Origin of the sequence: Variovorax sp. V35, assembly GCF_041154465.1 — a bacterium.
Lineage (GTDB): Bacteria > Pseudomonadota > Gammaproteobacteria > Burkholderiales > Burkholderiaceae_C > Variovorax > Variovorax boronicumulans.
In genome coordinates, this window is the sequence record NZ_AP028666.1 from 846,146 (window position 1) to 862,338 (window position 16,193).

Annotated in this window: 15 protein-coding genes; 8 read left to right on the top strand and 7 right to left on the bottom strand. The window is 67.1% G+C overall.

Annotated elements, in window-relative coordinates:
- Both ACAM42_RS03815 and ACAM42_RS03820 read left to right on the top strand, forming a co-directional pair.
- Nucleotides 1–366, top strand: a complete 366-nt coding sequence (locus ACAM42_RS03815; RefSeq protein WP_070060237.1) for a GtrA family protein — start codon at nt 1–3, stop codon at nt 364–366.
- Nucleotides 363–1,298, top strand: a complete 936-nt coding sequence (locus tag ACAM42_RS03820; protein WP_369631171.1) for a glycosyltransferase family 2 protein — start codon at nt 363–365, stop codon at nt 1,296–1,298. Before ACAM42_RS03815 ends, ACAM42_RS03820 begins: the two co-directional genes overlap by 4 nt.
- A gap of 52 nt (nt 1,299–1,350) precedes the next feature.
- On the opposite strand, the gene ACAM42_RS03825 is transcribed toward ACAM42_RS03820, so the two are convergent.
- Nucleotides 1,351–2,055, bottom strand: a complete 705-nt coding sequence (locus tag ACAM42_RS03825) for an ABC transporter ATP-binding protein (protein ID WP_070060235.1) — start codon at nt 2,053–2,055, stop codon at nt 1,351–1,353.
- Between the two features lie 2 nt (nt 2,056–2,057).
- Complete coding sequence (locus ACAM42_RS03830; RefSeq protein WP_070060234.1) at nt 2,058–2,861, bottom strand: ABC transporter permease; 804 nt, start codon at nt 2,859–2,861, stop codon at nt 2,058–2,060.
- A 357-nt stretch (nt 2,862–3,218) separates the two neighbouring features.
- Between ACAM42_RS03830 and ACAM42_RS03835 the strand changes: the two genes are divergently transcribed.
- Together ACAM42_RS03835 and ACAM42_RS03840 are read left to right on the top strand one after the other, a co-directional pair.
- Nucleotides 3,219–4,223, top strand: a complete 1,005-nt coding sequence (locus ACAM42_RS03835) for a glycosyltransferase family 2 protein (RefSeq protein ID WP_369631172.1) — start codon at nt 3,219–3,221, stop codon at nt 4,221–4,223.
- A 10-nt stretch (nt 4,224–4,233) separates the two neighbouring features.
- A complete protein-coding gene (locus tag ACAM42_RS03840; protein ID WP_369631173.1) occupies nt 4,234–5,298 on the top strand; it encodes a glycosyltransferase family 2 protein in 1,065 nt (354 codons plus the stop codon).
- Nucleotides 5,299–5,338: 40 nt separating this feature from the next.
- On the opposite strand, the gene ACAM42_RS03845 is transcribed toward ACAM42_RS03840, so the two are convergent.
- Together ACAM42_RS03845 and ACAM42_RS03850 are read right to left on the bottom strand one after the other, a co-directional pair.
- Nucleotides 5,339–7,357: an acyltransferase family protein gene (locus ACAM42_RS03845; protein ID WP_307635971.1), complete on the bottom strand. Its 2,019-nt coding sequence runs from the start codon at nt 7,355–7,357 to the stop codon at nt 5,339–5,341.
- Nucleotides 7,358–7,441: 84 nt separating this feature from the next.
- A complete protein-coding gene (locus tag ACAM42_RS03850; RefSeq protein ID WP_307635970.1) occupies nt 7,442–8,200 on the bottom strand; it encodes a glycosyltransferase family 2 protein in 759 nt (252 codons plus the stop codon).
- A 45-nt stretch (nt 8,201–8,245) separates the two neighbouring features.
- Between ACAM42_RS03850 and ACAM42_RS03855 the strand changes: the two genes are divergently transcribed.
- From ACAM42_RS03855 to ACAM42_RS03870, 4 genes are all read left to right on the top strand, one after another.
- Nucleotides 8,246–9,337: a glycosyltransferase family 4 protein gene (locus tag ACAM42_RS03855; RefSeq protein WP_062471143.1), complete on the top strand. Its 1,092-nt coding sequence runs from the start codon at nt 8,246–8,248 to the stop codon at nt 9,335–9,337.
- 64 nt (nt 9,338–9,401) lie between these two features.
- Nucleotides 9,402–10,295: an acetylglutamate kinase gene (argB, locus tag ACAM42_RS03860; RefSeq protein WP_307635969.1), complete on the top strand. Its 894-nt coding sequence runs from the start codon at nt 9,402–9,404 to the stop codon at nt 10,293–10,295.
- A gap of 88 nt (nt 10,296–10,383) precedes the next feature.
- Nucleotides 10,384–11,034, top strand: coding sequence for a nucleoid occlusion factor SlmA (gene slmA / locus ACAM42_RS03865; protein ID WP_062471138.1), 651 nt, complete (start codon nt 10,384–10,386; stop codon nt 11,032–11,034).
- Nucleotides 11,035–11,221: 187 nt separating this feature from the next.
- Nucleotides 11,222–12,106: a DMT family transporter gene (locus ACAM42_RS03870; protein ID WP_369631174.1), complete on the top strand. Its 885-nt coding sequence runs from the start codon at nt 11,222–11,224 to the stop codon at nt 12,104–12,106.
- On the opposite strand, the gene ACAM42_RS03875 is transcribed toward ACAM42_RS03870, so the two are convergent.
- Genes ACAM42_RS03875 through ACAM42_RS03885 form a run of 3 tightly spaced genes read right to left on the bottom strand, consistent with a single transcriptional unit; the run spans nt 12,103 to nt 16,186 of the window.
- Nucleotides 12,103–13,161, bottom strand: coding sequence for a malate/lactate/ureidoglycolate dehydrogenase (locus tag ACAM42_RS03875; RefSeq protein ID WP_070060228.1), 1,059 nt, complete (start codon nt 13,159–13,161; stop codon nt 12,103–12,105). The genes ACAM42_RS03870 and ACAM42_RS03875 overlap by 4 nt on opposite strands.
- Nucleotides 13,162–13,217: 56 nt before the next feature.
- Complete coding sequence (locus ACAM42_RS03880) at nt 13,218–14,744, bottom strand: UxaA family hydrolase (RefSeq protein ID WP_369631175.1); 1,527 nt, start codon at nt 14,742–14,744, stop codon at nt 13,218–13,220.
- Nucleotides 14,745–14,791: 47 nt separating this feature from the next.
- Nucleotides 14,792–16,186 (bottom strand): TRAP transporter large permease, encoded by a 1,395-nt coding sequence (locus ACAM42_RS03885; RefSeq protein WP_095743531.1) that lies wholly within the window; start codon nt 16,184–16,186, stop codon nt 14,792–14,794.
- Nucleotides 16,187–16,193 lie beyond the last annotated feature (7 nt).

Sequence of the window (16,193 nt, forward strand, 5' to 3'; positions counted from 1 at the left end):
ATGCTGAATTCGCAGCTGCTGCGTTTCCTGTTGGTCGGTGGACTGAACACCGTGGTGGGCTACGCATTGTTCGCTGCCTTCGTGTGGGCGGGACTTGCGTACCCGCTCGCCATCGGACTGGCGACCGTGCTCGGCGTGGCGTTCAATTTCCAGAGCACAGGGCGGCTCGTCTTTGGTGGCGCCCCCTTGTCGCAACTCGGCCGCTTCGTCGCGGTGTATGTTGTCGTCTACCTGATCAATGTCGGCTCGGTTGCCTTGCTGCTGCGCGCCGGGCTCAGTGTCTATGTGGCGAACGCGATGGTCATTCTTCCATTGGCGCTGATCGCCTTTGTGCTCCAGCGCCGCTTTGTTTTCTCTGCTTCATGAAACACATCACCGTCGTCACCCCCTGCTACAACGAGGAAGAGAACGTCGAGGAGGTGTACCGCCAGGCGCGCGCCGTCTTCGAGACGATCGAGGGCGTGACGTATGAGCATCTGTTCATCGACAACTTCTCGTCCGACCGAACGCCGGAAATCCTGCGCGCGATGGCCGCTGCCGATCGCAACGTCAAGGTGATCCTGAACGCACGGAATTTCGGGCACATCCGCTCGCCGTACCACGGGTTGCTGCAGGCGCGCGGTGATGCTGCGATCCTGCTGGTGGCCGATCTCCAGGACCCGCCGGAGTTGATAAAGGCCTTCGTCGAGCACTGGCACAACGGTGCCAAGCTCGTCGTGGGGGTCAAGCCGACCGCCGACGAGTCGGGCCTGATGTTCGCGATCCGCCGCGCCTACTACCGGACCGTGACGCGCATTGCCGACGTCAAGCTGATCCAGAACTTCACCGGCTTCGGCCTGTACGACAGGCAGGTGCTGGAGGAGCTTCGCCGGATCGACGATCCCTACCCCTACCTTCGCGGCCTGGTGTCGGAAGTCGGCTTCGAGGCGGTGCAGGTGCCCTACAACCAACCGCGCCGCAAGCGCGGCATCACGAAGAACAACTTCTACACGCTCTACGACATCGCGATGCTGGGCATCACCTCGCATTCGCGAGTACCGCTGCGTATCGCCACGATGGTGGGCTTTGCGCTGTCGGGTGTCAGTCTTGGCGTGTCGCTGCTCTATCTGATCCTGAAGATGCTGTTCTGGAGCGAGTTCTCGATGGGCACCGCGCCCATCCTGATCGGTATGTTCTTCTTCGCCTCGGTCCAGCTCTTCTTCATCGGCCTTCTGGGCGAGTACGTCGGCGCCATCTTGACGCATGTGATGAAGCGCCCGCTGGTGGTAGAGCGGGAACGCCTGAACTTCGACAACTGAACGGCGGAGCAACCACCCCGCGCCACAAGGGCCCGGGGCGGTTCGATCCGCTTCAGCGCTCCTCGATGATCCGCCCGTGTTCGAGGTGGATGACGCGGTTGCACTCCTTGGCGATCAGCTCGGGCGAATGCGAGGCCAGCACCAAAATGCCGGATTTCGAAACGACGTCCCGCATCCGCTTCTCGGCCTTCTCGTTGAAGTCCGCATCGCCCACCGACAGCCATTCGTCCATGAGCAGGATGTCCGCCTCGACGCTGGTCGAGATGGAAAAGGCCAGGCGCATCATCATGCCGGTGGAATAGGTTCGCACGGGCATGTTGACGTACTCGCCGAGACCGCTGAATTCGCAGATGGACGGGATCTGCCGCTCGATCTCCTTGCGGCTCATGCCCATCACAAGGCCTCTGAGCATGATGTTCTCGATGCCGCTGGCGTCCGGCTCGATGCCCAGTGCCGGATCGATCAGGCTGGCCACGCTGCCCTGGCGGACCATTTCCCCCGAAGAGGGTTCGTAAACGCCTGCCAGCGTGCGCAGCAGGGTGGACTTGCCGGAGCCGTTGTGGCCAATGAGGCCGAGCCGGTCGCCGCTTTTCAGCTCGAGGTTGATGCCGTTCAGCGCCTGCACCACGGTGACGCCGGTTTCCTTGCCGAAGCGCCCGCCCGTGACCGACGCAGCGATCGTCTTCTTCAGCGAAGAGGCGCCGGCGCCATAGATGGGGAAGCTGACGCCGACGTTTTTGAGAGAGATAAGAGCCATGATCAGAGCCAGTAGACGACGCGGCGGCGGTATTTGGCGAACACCAGGGTCGCGGCGACAACGGTTACCGCGGTCCAGCCCAGGATGCCCCACCAGCTGTGGGCATGCGCCACGCCACCCATCAGCGGGGTGCGCAGCAGGTCCAGCATTTGCGCGAAGGGATTCCAGAGAATGTATTTGGCGCGCCCCGGAAGATTTTCAGGAATCCAGAACACGGGGGTCAGGAACATCAACATCTGCATCACGCTGGTGACGATCTGGGTGACGTCCCGGTACCGCGTGCAGATCAGGCCCAGCAAGAGCCCCAGTGCATGTGCGTTGATCACAGCGATCAGGAACGCAGGAATGACCAGGAGCGCAGACCAGCCGAGCGAGACACCCGCCCAGAGCGCGACCGGGATGTACAGCACGATCTGGTGTGCAAACTGGATCAGGTTGCGCGAGATGCTGCGCCAAACGAACAGACTGACGGGGAAGTAGCCCTGCTTCAGGTAGTTGGTCGAGCTGACGAAGGCATTGCACGCATCCGTCACCGTGCTGGAGAAGAAGCTCCAGAAGATGATGCCGAGCGCCAGGTGCGGAAAGAACTTGTCCAGCGGGGTGCCGAACAGGGAGCTGTACAGCGGCCCCATGCCGCCGATCATGGCCCCCATGCTGAGCGTGAGCCACAGGGGGCCGAGCATCGAGCGCCGGTAGCGCAGCACGATATCGAACCAGGCAAGCGTCCACCAGATGTCGGTCCGGCGTGTACCTTCCCACCAGTCAGCGAAGACGCTGCGGTGCAGATTTGAGTGAACTTGGCTCATGTGAGTCCGGAAATGTGTGCCCGAGGGGCGGTGCCGCCCTTGTCCGGGCGGTTGTTGAAACCGGCTTCGTCGAGCGCCAGTTTTTCGCTGCCGATGCGTGTCAAGAGATGTTTTCCTTTTTCATGGATGAACGGCGGGGGAGCCAGTCATCGCGAAGCTTGCCAAGGCCGGGAACCTGTCCCTCGGCCGTGTGACGGAAGGGGCGCATGTTCGGTTTGGTGTGAAGTGGGCGATAATTTTACCGGCGCTGATTCGGCGACCCGATTGGAACACCGGCCATCGGCACCCGTGAACAAGTAAAAAAGCGTCCGCAAAGACATCTGACGGGCCGCGCGCACTCGACAAAGCGAGCAACCCATGAGTATCACCCGTCCCCTTGAAGTTTCCGTTGCGCTGTGCACGTACAACGGCGCACGCTTCCTGCGCGAGCAGGTTCGCAGCATCTGCCTTCAGAGCCGTCCGCCGGTCGAGATCGTCCTGTCCGACGATGCCTCGCGCGATGGTTCGGTCGATGTGGTGCGTGCCGCCGTTGCTGAATGCGCCGCCGAGCGGCCACAACATCCCGTGGCGTTGCGGATCTTCGAGAACACCACGGCGCTGCGCGTCGTCAAGAATTTCGAGCAGGCCATCAGCGCCTGCACCAGCGAATTGATCGCGCTGAGCGACCAGGACGACGTCTGGATGCCCGACCGCCTTGAAAAAATGGTGGCTCGCTTCGAGCAGGACGACAGCCTGGTGCTGCTGCACACCGACGCGCGCCTGGTGGACACGGACCGCCACGACATCGGTCATACGCTGTTCCATGCCTTGGAGGTCTCGCCTTCGGAACTGGCGCGTGTCCACGCCGGTAATGCCTTCGACGTGCTGTTGCGCCGCAACCTCGTGACCGGTGCCACCACGGTTTTCCGTCGCTCGCTGCTCGCCGATGCCTTGCCGTTGCCGGTGGAGTGGGTGCACGACGAATGGCTGGCCATCATCGCGTCGACGACGGCGCGGGTCGACCTGCTGGAGGCGCCCCTTATCGAATACCGCCAGCACGAATCCAACCAGATCGGCGCCCGCCGCGACACCTTCAGGGAAAAGGTGCGCAAGGCGCTCGCCTCGCGGGGCAACACGCACGTCGAGCGCGCGATCAAGGCCGAGCTGTTGCTGGAGCGCCTGCTCCAGCTCGGCGATCGCGTGCCCCCCGAGATCATCGACAAGGTGCGCAGCAAGATCGTGCACCAGCGCTTCCGCGCCGCCTTGCCCGCCTCGCGTCTGGCCCGGTGCGTGCCGATCCTGCGCGAGGCCATGACCGGTCGCTATGACAAGTTCGGCCGCGGGGTGCGCGGCGTGGTCCGCGATCTTTTCGAATCCGTCTGACACAACAACAATGAACCCAACCAACGTCCCCACGAACCCTTCCCGGCCCGGCGAGCCGACGGCCTGGCCGAACGTCGTGGTCATCATCCCGTTCTACAACGGAGCCGATTTCATCGAGCGCTCGGTGAAGAGCGTGTTCGAGCAGTCGGTGCCCGCGCACGAGGTGATCGTGGTCAACGACGGCTCCCGCCCGGAAGAGCGCGCCGCGCTCGACGGGCTGGCGGCCCGCTATCCGTTCCGCATCCTCGACAAGGAGAACGGCGGCCAGGGCTCGGCGCGCAATGCGGGCGTGGCGGCGTCGACCTCCGAGTACATCTGCTTCCTGGACCAGGACGACTTCTACCTGCCGAACCACATCGAGACGCTGGTGTCGTCGATCCCGTGGGACGACCGCCTGTTCGGCTACATCTACGCCGACCTGTACGAGGCGGACGGCGACGGCAATGTGATCCGCACCGGCGTCATCAAGGACCACGCGCAGCACCCGAAGCGCAGCATCTTCGACCTGCTGCGCTACGACATGTTCGTGCTGCCCTCGGCCGCGTTGGTGAGCCGCAAGGCCTTCGATGCGGTGGGCGGCTTCGATTCGCAGTTCATGGGCTACGAGGACGACGACCTGTTCCTGCGCATCTTCCGCAAGGGCTACAGCAATCACTTCGTGGACAAGGCGGTGACGGTCTGGTGCATCCACACGGCCAGCACCTCGTTCGGCATCCGCATGGTGCGCAGCCGCTTCAAGTACTTCAAGAAGCTGCTGCAAATGTTCCCCGACGAGCACCAGCGCGGCCGCTACTACCTGCGCGAATACCTGATGCCGCGCTTCCAGCTGTTCTTCGTGAACGAGGCGATCGAGGCCATCAAGAAGGACGACCAGTACCGCGGCGAGATGACGGCGGTGCTCGATGACTACGCGGCCATCGTCTTCGCGAACCCGTATGTGGGCCGCAAGAAGAAGCTGCGGTTGTGGATCACGCTGTTCCTGCTGCGCCGGAGCACGCCGGGCATGGTGCGCTTCATCGGCGCGTTGACGAAGCTGCCGGGCATCCGCAGCCTGCGCAAGGTCTACAAGTCCTGATGCGCGCCGCGGCGGCCCGCAGGCCGCCGCAGCCTGGTCCTCAGCGGGCCGGCGCCGACGTCATCGCCGGGTCCATGTAGGTGGCGTGCGAGCGTACGTACTCGGCGCGCAGGTGGCCCGCGTCCTTGTAGATCGGCGTGGCGTCGGCATCGGCGCGGGTGCACCAGTCCTTCTGGCACAGGCTCGGGATCGGGTCGATCACGATGGCGCCGCTGCGTTGCGCGATCTGCCGCATGCGCTCGTGCAGCGCCTTCTGCCGCGGGTCCCAGGGGGCGGTGGGCGACATCTTGCCCACTTGCATGTCGCCCAGGCGGCCGCCCTTGATGAACTCCTCGGGGCCGAAGCCCTCGCCGACCGGGTTGTCCAGCAGCAGATAGACCTGCTTGTGCTTGGCCAACGTGGTCAGCACGGTCTCGAGCATGTTGAGCGAGAAGTCCACGCCGCCGCCGCCCATGAAGCGCCGCTTGTCCTTGCCGTCGAAGAAGTAATAGCGGTCGGCCGCTGCGTTCTCGGCGTTGGGCTTCCCGGTCTCGGTGAAGTAGCAGTTCCAGCAGCCGCCGAAGACGACGGCGTCGAACCGGTCGCTCATGGCCAGCCGCATGCCGCCGTCGCGGCGTTCGCCGCAGAGGTTGTTCTGCTCGTCGACCACGTTGGGAATCGGCGGGCAGGCGCCCCACGTCACGAAAGAGAGCGAATCGAGGGTGCCCGGCGAGGTCTTGGAGAGCTCGACGGCGCGCGGCCCGTACTGCTCGACGTGGCTGTCCCCGAAGAACAGCACCCGTCGCTTGCCCTGCCCGATCTGCTGCAGCACCTCGCCGTCGACCTTGATCGGGCTCAGGCCATCCGGGTAGGCCCAGTCCTTGGCGGCGGCGGCGGTCTTGTTGAAGTACGGATCGCTGTGGCGGCCCACGTAGTAGCGCGTGGTCGCCAGCAGGCCGAGCACGACGAAGCCGATCATCACGGCCACCAGCCCCGCCGTCACCGTCGGGTTCTCGCTGCGGCGCGTGTAGCGCTCGACGAACCGGTAGGTCAGCCACGCGAGCACGAACGACGCCACCAGCATCAGCGCGCGGATGCCGTCCGATGGCAGCTTGCCCTCGAGGATGCGTGCATAGGCCAGCAGTGGCCAGTGCCAGAGGTAGAGCGGGTAGCTGATCAGGCCGACCCACACCATCGGCTTGGAGGCCAGCACATAACGATTGAGCACGCCGCTCGGCCCGGCCGCGATGCAGAAGAAGGCGCCCACCGACGGCAGGATGGCCCAGAACCCCGGGAAGGCCTTGCCGCCGCGGATGTAGCACAGGCCCAGCACGATCAGCACGAGGCCGGCGATCGACTGTGCGTGGCGGCTCCAGCCCGGCTGCGGCGGCGGGCGGTGCAGCCGCGCGTAGGCCAGCATGCCGCCGATCATCAGTTCCCAGAAGCGCGACAGCGGCGAATAGAACGCGGCCGTGCGGTGGCTGTGGATGGTCGTCACGTTGAGCAGGAACGACATTGCCGCCACCGTGCCGAGCACTGCGAGCATGCGCCACTTGCGCTTCCAGGCCAGGCCCAGCAGCACGGGCCAGAAGATGTAGAACTGCTCCTCGATGGCCAGCGACCACAGGTGCAGCAGCGGCTTGGTCTCGGCGGCGTTGTCGAAGTAGCCGGCCTCGCTCCAGAAGGCGAAGTTCGACACGAAGCCCGCGCCCGCGGCAACGTGCTTGCCCAGCTGTTCCCATTCGTGCGGCAGCAGGGCGAACCAGCCGAAGGCCATGGTGGCCAGCAGCACCAGCGCCAGCGCCGGGAAGATGCGCTTCACGCGCCGCGCATAGAACTCGCGGTAGCTGAAGCCGTCGCCCTGGAAGCTGCCCAGGATGATGGTGGTGATCAGGAAGCCCGAGATGACGAAGAAGATGTCGACGCCGATGAAGCCGCCCTTGATCCACTGCGGGAACGCGTGGTAGCCGAGCACCGAGAGCACCGCGACGGCGCGCAGCCCGTCGATGTCCGGGCGGTATTTCGGGTGAACCAGGTGGGCGTGTTCGGGGAGGGAGGTCGGGCTGCTCGTGGTCGTCATCGTCGGTGCTGAAAGCGGCGCTTGCGGGCTTTTCGTGCGGGGCTTTTCGGCCCCGATTGTCCTCGCAAACGCCGCCGTGCCTTTTCAGGCAGCGGCGCGCTGCAGCCGCCAGTAGCGCCAGAAAGCGCCCGACAGCCACACCTTGAGCAGGCTGGTCACGTGCCAGTACAGGTACTTCTTGCTGCGGTGGCTGGCGCGCTGGGCATCGTGGCGCGCGCGCAGGTCTTCGGTCACCTGGAGCTTCCAGCCGGCCAGCCGGGTGCGGGCGCAGATGTCGAAGTCTTCTCCGTACATGAAGAAGCGCTCGTCGAAGCCGCCGATGCGGCGGTAGGCCTCGCTGCGAAACAGCATGAACAGGCCGGGAATCCAGGCCGGCACGGCCGGCGGCTGGTAGCCGGGCTTCTTGCGGCCCAGGATCTCGAAGGGGGTCAGCAGCGCGCGGTGCGGCTCGGGCTCGGGCCGGCCCGACTCCAGGATGCGCGGCGTCATCAGGCCGGCGTCGGGTGCGGCCTGGACGAGCATCGGGGCGAGCACGTCGGCGTCGAAGCGGATGTCGGGGTTGAGCACCAGGAACCAGGGCGTGTCGCAGCGCGCGAAGGCCTGGTTGTGGTTGGCGCCGAAGCCCAGGGGCGCCGCGTTCTCGATGCGCTCGATGGGAAAGCCCCAGGGGCGTCCTGCGAGCAGATCGGCCTCGGGAATGTTCAGCGTGAGCACGACCTTGGCGATCGAGCCTCGGCTGTGGCGGTCGAGCTGCTCGAGCAGCGGCAGCACCAGCGCGAGCTGGCCGTGGCTCACGATCGACAGGGTGACCGGGGCGTGGGGTGAAGAAGGGGGCGTGGGCATGGTCTAATTTCGCTCGGGAATTCTAGGGTTCCCCCAACCCCACTCATGATTGCCCTGATCATCCTCAGTTTCTTCGTCTCCGCGATCGCGGTGCAGCTGTTCATGCGCCGCGCGCGCAGACACGCGCGCCGCTACGGCGCCGACATGCCCCAGCGTTTCCACAAGGGCCACGTGCCGCGCCTGGGCGGGGCCGGCATCATGCTCGGCATGAGCGCGGCCTGGCTGGGCGCCGGCCTGATCGAGCCGCTGAACATCGCCTGGCCGCTCAAGTCCTCGATGCTCACGCTGGTGTGCATCCTGCCCGCCGTGCTCGGCGGCATCGTCGAAGACGTGACCCAGCAGGTCAAGGTGCGCTACCGGCTGGGCCTGACCATCGGCTCGGCGCTGCTGGTGTGCTGGGTGCAGGGGCTGGGCGTGGCGCGCACCGGCTTCGAGACGCTCGACGGCTGGCTGGCGCTGCTGCCCTATGCCTCACTGGTCTTCGCGGCCCTGGCCATCGGCGGCCTGCCGCATGCCTTCAACATCATCGACGGCTACAACGGGCTGGCCGGCACCGTGGCCGTGCTCGTGTGCCTGGCGATCTCGCACGTCGCGCTGCAGCTGGGCGACCGGCAGCTGGCCGCGATGGTGATCTGCCTGGTCGGCGCCACCTTCGGCTTCCTGGTCTGGAACTACCCGCGCGGCAAGATCTTCGCCGGCGACGGCGGCGCCTACGTCTGGGGCATGGTGATCGCCGTGGCCTGCGTGACGCTGGTGCAGCGCCACCGCGTGGTGTCGCCATGGTTCCCGATGCTGCTGCTGATCTACCCGGTGTGGGAGACGCTGTTCTCCATCTACCGCAAGCTGGCCCGGGGCCAGTCGCCGGGCACGGCCGACGCGCTGCACTTCCACCAGCTGATCTTCCGGCGCATCGTGCGCGTGGCCTTCGCGGACGACGAGGCGCGCCAGCTGCTGGCGCGCAACAACCGCACCTCGCCCTACCTGTGGATGTTCGCCGCGCTGTCGGTGGTGCCCGCGGTGCTGTTCTGGAACAACACCTTCGTGCTGATGCTGTTCTGCCTTCTGTTCGTCACGACCTACGTCGGGGCGTACCTGATGATCGTGCGCTTCAAGGTCCCGCGCTGGCTGCGGCCCTGACCGCCGGCGCCGCCTTGTTGCGAGAATTCTTCCCATCGTCCACCGCTTTGGAGCCTGACCGCCCATGACCGACCCCGTCCTCAACATCCCTCCGCGCGACAAGGCCGAGATCCTGGCCCAGGCGCTGCCGTACATCCGCAAGTTCCACGGCAAGACCATCGTCATCAAGTACGGCGGCAACGCCATGACCGACCCCGCGCTGCAGGCCGACTTCGCCGAAGACGTGGTGCTGCTCAAGCTGGTCGGCATGAACCCGGTGGTGGTGCACGGCGGCGGCCCGCAGATCGAGGCCGCGCTGAACAAGCTGGGCAAGAAGGGCAGCTTCGTGCAGGGCATGCGCGTGACCGACGCCGAGACCATGGAAGTCGTCGAATGGGTGCTGGCCGGCGAGGTGCAGCAGGACATCGTGGGCCTGATCAACCAGGCCGGCGGCAAGGCCGTGGGCCTCACGGGACGCGACGGCGGCCTCATTCGCGCGCAAAAACTCAAGCTGGCCGACCGCACCGACCCCAACCTGCACCACGACGTGGGCCAGGTCGGCGACATCGTTTCCATCGACCCCAGCGTGGTCAAGGCGCTGCAGGACGACGCCTTCATTCCCGTCGTGAGCCCCATCGGCTTCGGCGAGGAGAACGAGAGCTACAACATCAACGCCGACGTCGTCGCCGGCAAGCTGGCCACGGTGCTCAAGGCCGAGAAGCTCATGCTGCTGACGAACACGCCCGGCGTGCTCGACAAGAACGGCAACCTGCTCACCAACCTGAGCGCGCGCGAAATCGACGACCTGTTCGCCGACGGCACCATCTCGGGCGGCATGCTGCCCAAGATCGAAGGCGCGCTCGACGCGGCCAAGAGCGGCGTGAACGCGGTGCACATCATCGACGGCCGCGTGCCCCATGCGATGCTGCTCGAGATCCTGACCGATCAGGCCTACGGCACGATGATCCGGGCGCGTTGAGCGCCCTCCGCGTGCCTTCCGTCGGCGGAAGGCGCGCGCTCACTGCGCTGTGCGAGAATCAATTGATTACATCTTTGCACGCGCTCCCATGCAGAACGAAGAGACAGCTGCCCCCGGCGTAGAGACCCCGGCCGACACGCCCGCCGCCGCACCGACGCGCAAGCGCCCCAAGCCGGGCGAGCGGCGCGTGCAGATCCTGCAGGCGCTGGCCGCCATGCTGGAGCAGCCCGGTGCCGAGCGGGTCACCACCGCCGCGCTGGCCGCGCGGCTCGAGGTGAGCGAGGCGGCCCTGTACCGCCACTTCGCGAGCAAGGCCCAGATGTTCGAGGGCCTCATCGACTTCATCGAGCAGAGCGTCTTCACGCTGGTCAACCAGATCCTCGAGCGCGAAGGCGCCACCGGCAGCCAGCAGGCGGCCCGCATCCTCGTGCTGCTGGTGCAGTTCGCCGAGCGCAACCCCGGCATGACGCGCGTCATGGTCGGCGACGCCCTGGTGTTCGAGAACGAGCGCCTGCAGCAGCGCATGAACCAGTTCTTCGACAAGATCGAGGCCACGCTGCGCCAGGTGCTGCGCGGCGCGGCCGCCGCCGACGGCTCGGCCACGCCCAGCGTCGACGCCCAGGTGCGCGCCGCGGCGCTCACGGCCTTCGTGGTCGGGCAGCTGCAGCGCTTTGCGCGCTCGGGTTTCCGCCGCGCGCCGTCCGAACACCTGGAAGCCACGATCGCCCTGATCGTTTGACGGCCTTGCCGGCAAGTCCGGCGCCGTAACGCTGAACTCGACGCGGCCCCTTGCGGCGCGTACGATCGATTTCCTCCCTTGCCGCCACGCGGTGCCGCGGTGACAAGCCCGTTTCGCATGACCTCTGGATCGGAGGCTCGCATGAGTGCTTGTCCTTCCCGCCGCCGCTGGCCTTCCGGGGCGCGCCATGCCTGACGCCGCCGCTGCCCGCCCGGCCCCTCTCCTGCACGCCGTTGCGCTCACCGCCGTCGCCATGGTCGCGTTCGCGGCCAACTCGCTGCTGTGCCGACTCGCGCTGCAGCACGGCGGCATCGACCCGGCCAGCTTCGGCAGCATCCGGTTGGCGTCCGGGGCGATCACGCTGGCGCTCGTCGTGCGCTTCCGGGCGCAGCCGTCCACTCTCGGGCAGACCGGCTGGCTCCCGGCCGTCATGCTGTTCGCGTACGTCGCGTTCTTCTCCTTCGCTTACCTCAGCCTCCCGGCGGGCACGGGCGCGCTGATCCTCTTCGGCGCGGTGCAGCTCACGATGCTGGGCGCGGGCCTGGGCGGCGGCGAGCGCTTCGGGGTGCTGGCGTGGTGCGGCTTCGTCCTTGCGGCCGCCGGGCTCGTCTACCTGGTGTCGCCGGGCGTTGCCGCGCCGCCGCTGCTGGGCGCCGTGCTGATGGCGGTGGCGGGCGTGGCGTGGGGCGTGTATTCGCTGCGCGGCCGGGGCGTGGCCGACCCGCTGGCCGCGACCGCTCGCAACTTCCTGCGCGCCGTGCCGCTGGCCCTGGCGCTGAGCCTGGTGTTCGCCACGCGCGCGCACGCCGATGCGCGCGGCGTCGCGCTGGCCGTGGCCTCCGGTGCGCTGACCTCGGGGCTTGGCTACGTCGTCTGGTACGCGGCGCTGGGCCGCCTGTCGGCCTTGCGGGCGGCGACCGTGCAGCTGTCGGTGCCGCTGCTTGCAGCGTTCGGCGGCGTGCTGTTCCTGTCGGAAGCGATCACGCCGCGGCTGGCGCTCGCCTCGGTGGCGATCCTCGGCGGCATCGCGCTGGTGCTGAGCCAGAAGTCGCGCCAGGCGGCGCGGCGTTAGGCGACGGCCACGCCCACCTTCGCGCCGGCGGCGACGATCTCGCCCCAGGTCGCGTCATCGACCCATACCCCGTCGCGCCGGCGTGCCGCGCGCGCCCGGCGCTCCGGCTCGCCCGCGATCTGCACGGCCTCGAAGCCCTGGCCCGGCGGACTTTGCCGCAGCCAGCCGATGAACTCGCGTGCCTCTTCGTCGAAGGCCTTCTGCGTGCCGAGCTTCACGGGGTCGATCAGCACCGTCAGCATGCCGTTGAGCACCGTGCGCGCCGTGTCCGCCGGCCGGTGCCAGGTGCCGCCGCCCGTGAGCGCGCCGCCCAGCAGCTCGCACGCCACCGCCATGCCGTAGCCCTTGTGTTCGCCGAAGGTCATGAGCGCGCCGAACAGGCCGTTGCCCTGCGGCACCACGACCACGCCCGGGTCGTTGGTGGGCGCGCCGCGTTCGTCGATCAGGTAGCCGTCGGGCACCTGCTCGCCCTTGTTGTGGGCCACGCGCATCTTGCCCTGCGCCACGCGGCTGGTCGCGTAGTCGAGCACGAAGGGCTCGGCGCCCGCCAGCGGAATGCCGATGCAGCACGGGTTGGTGCCGAAGCGCCCGTCGCCGCCACCCCAGGGCGCCACCACGGGCCGCGAGAGCACGTTGACGAAGTGCATCGCCACCAGCCCCTGGGCCGTCGCCATCTCGGCGAAATGGCCGATGCGCCCCAGGTGGTGCGCGTTCGCGAGCGTGAAGATGCAGCTGCCGTGCTGCTTCGCGCGCGCGATGCCGAGCTCCATCGCCTGCACGCCGACGATCTGCCCGTAGCCGTGCTGGCCGTCCAGGCCCATCAGCGTGCCGATGTCGAGGTTGACCTTCACGGCGGCGTTGGGCACGAGGCCGCCCTCGGCCACCGCATCGATGTAGCGCGGCAGCATGCCCACGCCGTGCGAGTCGTGCCCGCTCAGGTTGGCCAGCACGAGGTTGGCGGCCACCTGCTGTGCTTCGGCGGCGCTGCTGCCCGCGGCTTCGAGGATGCGGGCGACGTTGGCTTGCAGGCCGTCGGCCGGCAGGGTTCTGGACATGGATCAGGCTCCTCGTGCGTTCAATGGGATGGCATAGCCGAAGGGGAGGGCGGGCCTCACATCACCGCGCCGACTTGCCACGGCACGAACTCGTTCTGCCCGTAGCCGTGCTGCTCGCTCTTCGAGTGCGCGCCCGAGGCCGTGGCCAGCACCAGTTCGAAGATGCGCTGGCCCATCTCCTGGATCGAGGCCGTGCCGTCCACGATCTCGCCGCAGTTGATGTCCATGTCTTCTTCCTGCCGCTGCCACAGCGCCGAGTTGGTCGCGAGCTTGAGCGAGGGCGAGGGCGCGCAACCGTAGGCCGAGCCGCGCCCGGTCGTGAAGCAGATCAGGTTCGCGCCGCCCGCCACCTGGCCCGTGGCGCTCACCGGGTCGTAGCCCGGCGTGTCCATGTAGACGAAGCCGTGCGCAGTGACGGGCTCGGCGTATTCGTACACCGCTTCGAGGTTGCTCGTGCCGCCCTTGGCGACCGCGCCCAGCGACTTCTCGAGGATGGTCGTGAGCCCGCCCGCCTTGTTGCCGGGCGAGGGGTTGTTGTTCATCTCGCCCTCGTTGATCTCTGTGTAGTGCTCCCACCACTTGATGCGGTCCACGAGCTTCTGGCCGACCTCGCGCTTCACCGCGCGGCGCGTCAGCAGGTGCTCGGCGCCGTACACCTCGGGCGTTTCGCTCAGGATGGCCGTGCCGCCGTGCGCCACCAGCAGGTCGACCGCCGCACCCAGCGCCGGGTTCGCGCTGATGCCCGAGTAGCCGTCGGAGCCGCCGCACTGCAGCCCGATGGTGATGTGCGCCGCGCTGCACGGCTCGCGCTTCACCGCGTTGGCGCGCGGCAGCATCTCGTTGATGAGCGCCACGCCTTTCTCGACCGTCTTGCGCGTGCCGCCCGTGTCCTGGATGTTGAAGGTGCGGAAGTTCTCGCCCTCGGCCAGGTGGCCGGTCGCGAGCCAGGCGTTGATCTGGTTGGCTTCGCAGCCGAGCCCCACCACCAGCACGCCCGCGAAGTTCGGGTGCGTGGCGTAGCCCGTGAGCGTGCGCTCCAGGATCTGCATGCCCATGCCCTGCGTGTCCATGCCGCAGCCCGTACCGTGCGTGAGCGCGACCACGCCGTCGACGTTCGGAAACGCCGCCAACGCCTGCGGATTGGTCTTGCGCGAGAAGTGGTCGGCAATGGCGCGCGCAGCGGTGGCTGAGCAGTTCACGCTGGTCAGCACGCCGATGTAGTTGCGCGTGGCCACGCGGCCATCGGCGCGCTTGATGCCCATGAAGGTGGCCTCGCGCTTCGCGGGCGCGGGCTTCACGTCGGCGCCGAAGGCGTAGTCGCGCTCGAAGTCGCCCTTGTCGGGGCCCATGTCCAGGTTCTGCGTGTGCACGTGCTCGCCGGGCGCGATGGGCTTGCTCGCGAAGCCGATGATCTGGTTGTAGCGGCGCACCGGTTCGCCCTGCGCGATGGCGCGCATGGCGACCTTGTGGCCCGGCGGGATCAGGCCGCGCACGGCCACGTTCTCGACGAGCGTGCCGCCCAGCAGTTGCGAGCGCGCGATGACGACGTCGTCGGCGGGATGGAGTCGGATGTAGGGAGTCATCGTGGGTATCGTTCTCGGAGCCGGCGCGGGTGCGCCGGCGGTGGTCGTTACTGCATGATCTTCGGCAGCCACAGCACGGTGGCAGGCCAGTAGGTGATGATGCCCAGGCTCAACAGCAACGGCACCAGCCAGGGCAGGATCGCCATCGTCGTGCGCTCGATGCTGAGGTTGGCGATGCGCGCCAGCACGAACAGCACCATGCCCATCGGCGGATGCAGCACGCCGATCATGAGGTTGAGCACCATCACCACGCCGAAGTGCACCGGGTCGATGCCCAGCTGGTTCGAGATCGGCAGCAGGATCGGCACCAGGATCGTGATGGCCGCCGTGGTCTCCAGGAAGCAGCCCACGAACAGCATCAGCAGGTTCGCGAGCAGCAGGAACACCCAGGCTTCCTTGGTGAAGTTGAGCACCCAGCTCGCGATGTCGGCCGTGACGCCGGTGGCCGTCAGCATCCAGCCGAAGATCGAGGCGGCCGCCACGATGAAGAGCACCGTCGAGGTCGACTCCACCGTCTCCAGGCAGACCTTGACGAACATCTTCCACTGCAGCGTGCGGTACCAGAAGAAGCCCAGCACCATCGCCCACACGCAGGCGGCAATGGCGCCTTCGGTGGCGGTGAACAGGCCCGTCGCCATGCCGCCGATGAGCAGCACCGGCGTCATGATCGGCAGCACCGCCTCGAACTTGAAGACCTTGTCGGCCGCGAAAAGGATCACCAGCGCAATGGCCACCGCCGGTTGGGCCGGCGCGCCGAACTTGTCGACTGCGAACCACAGCAGCGTGGGCCACAGGCACACCACCAGCAGCTCGACCAGCGCCTTCATGAGGCGCGGCCACTGGAACTTCACGTCCGCGCCCCAGCCGTTCTTGTGCGCGTAGTAGGCCACCGTGAGCATCATGAGCAGCGTCATGATCAGCCCCGGCATCAGCCCCGCGATGAACAGCGCGCCCACCGACACGTTGGCCATCATCCCGTAGATCACGAAGGGCAGGCTCGGCGGAATGATCGGCCCCAGTGTGGCCGAGGCCGCGGTCACGCCGACCGCGAACTCGGTCGAGTAGCCGTGCTCCTTCATCGCCTTGATCTCGATCGTGCCCAGGCCGGCCGCGTCCGCGATGGCGGTGCCGCTCATGCCCGAGAAGATCACCGAGCCCAGGATGTTCACGTGCCCCAGGCCGCCCTTGAGCCAGCCCACCAGCGCGAGCGCGAAGTTGTAGATGCGGTTGGTGATGCCGGCGTTGTTCATCAGGTTGCCGGCGAGGATGAAGAAGGGAACGGCCAGCAGCGGAAAGCTGTCGACGCCGCTCACCATGCGGTGAATGACGACGAAGCCCGGCAGGTTGCCGCTCCAGAGGATGTAGACCAGCGAGGCACCGGCCATGGCCACGGCGACCGGGATGCCGGCGCTCATGAAGAGCAGGAAGGCGATCTTCAGCATGTTGTTG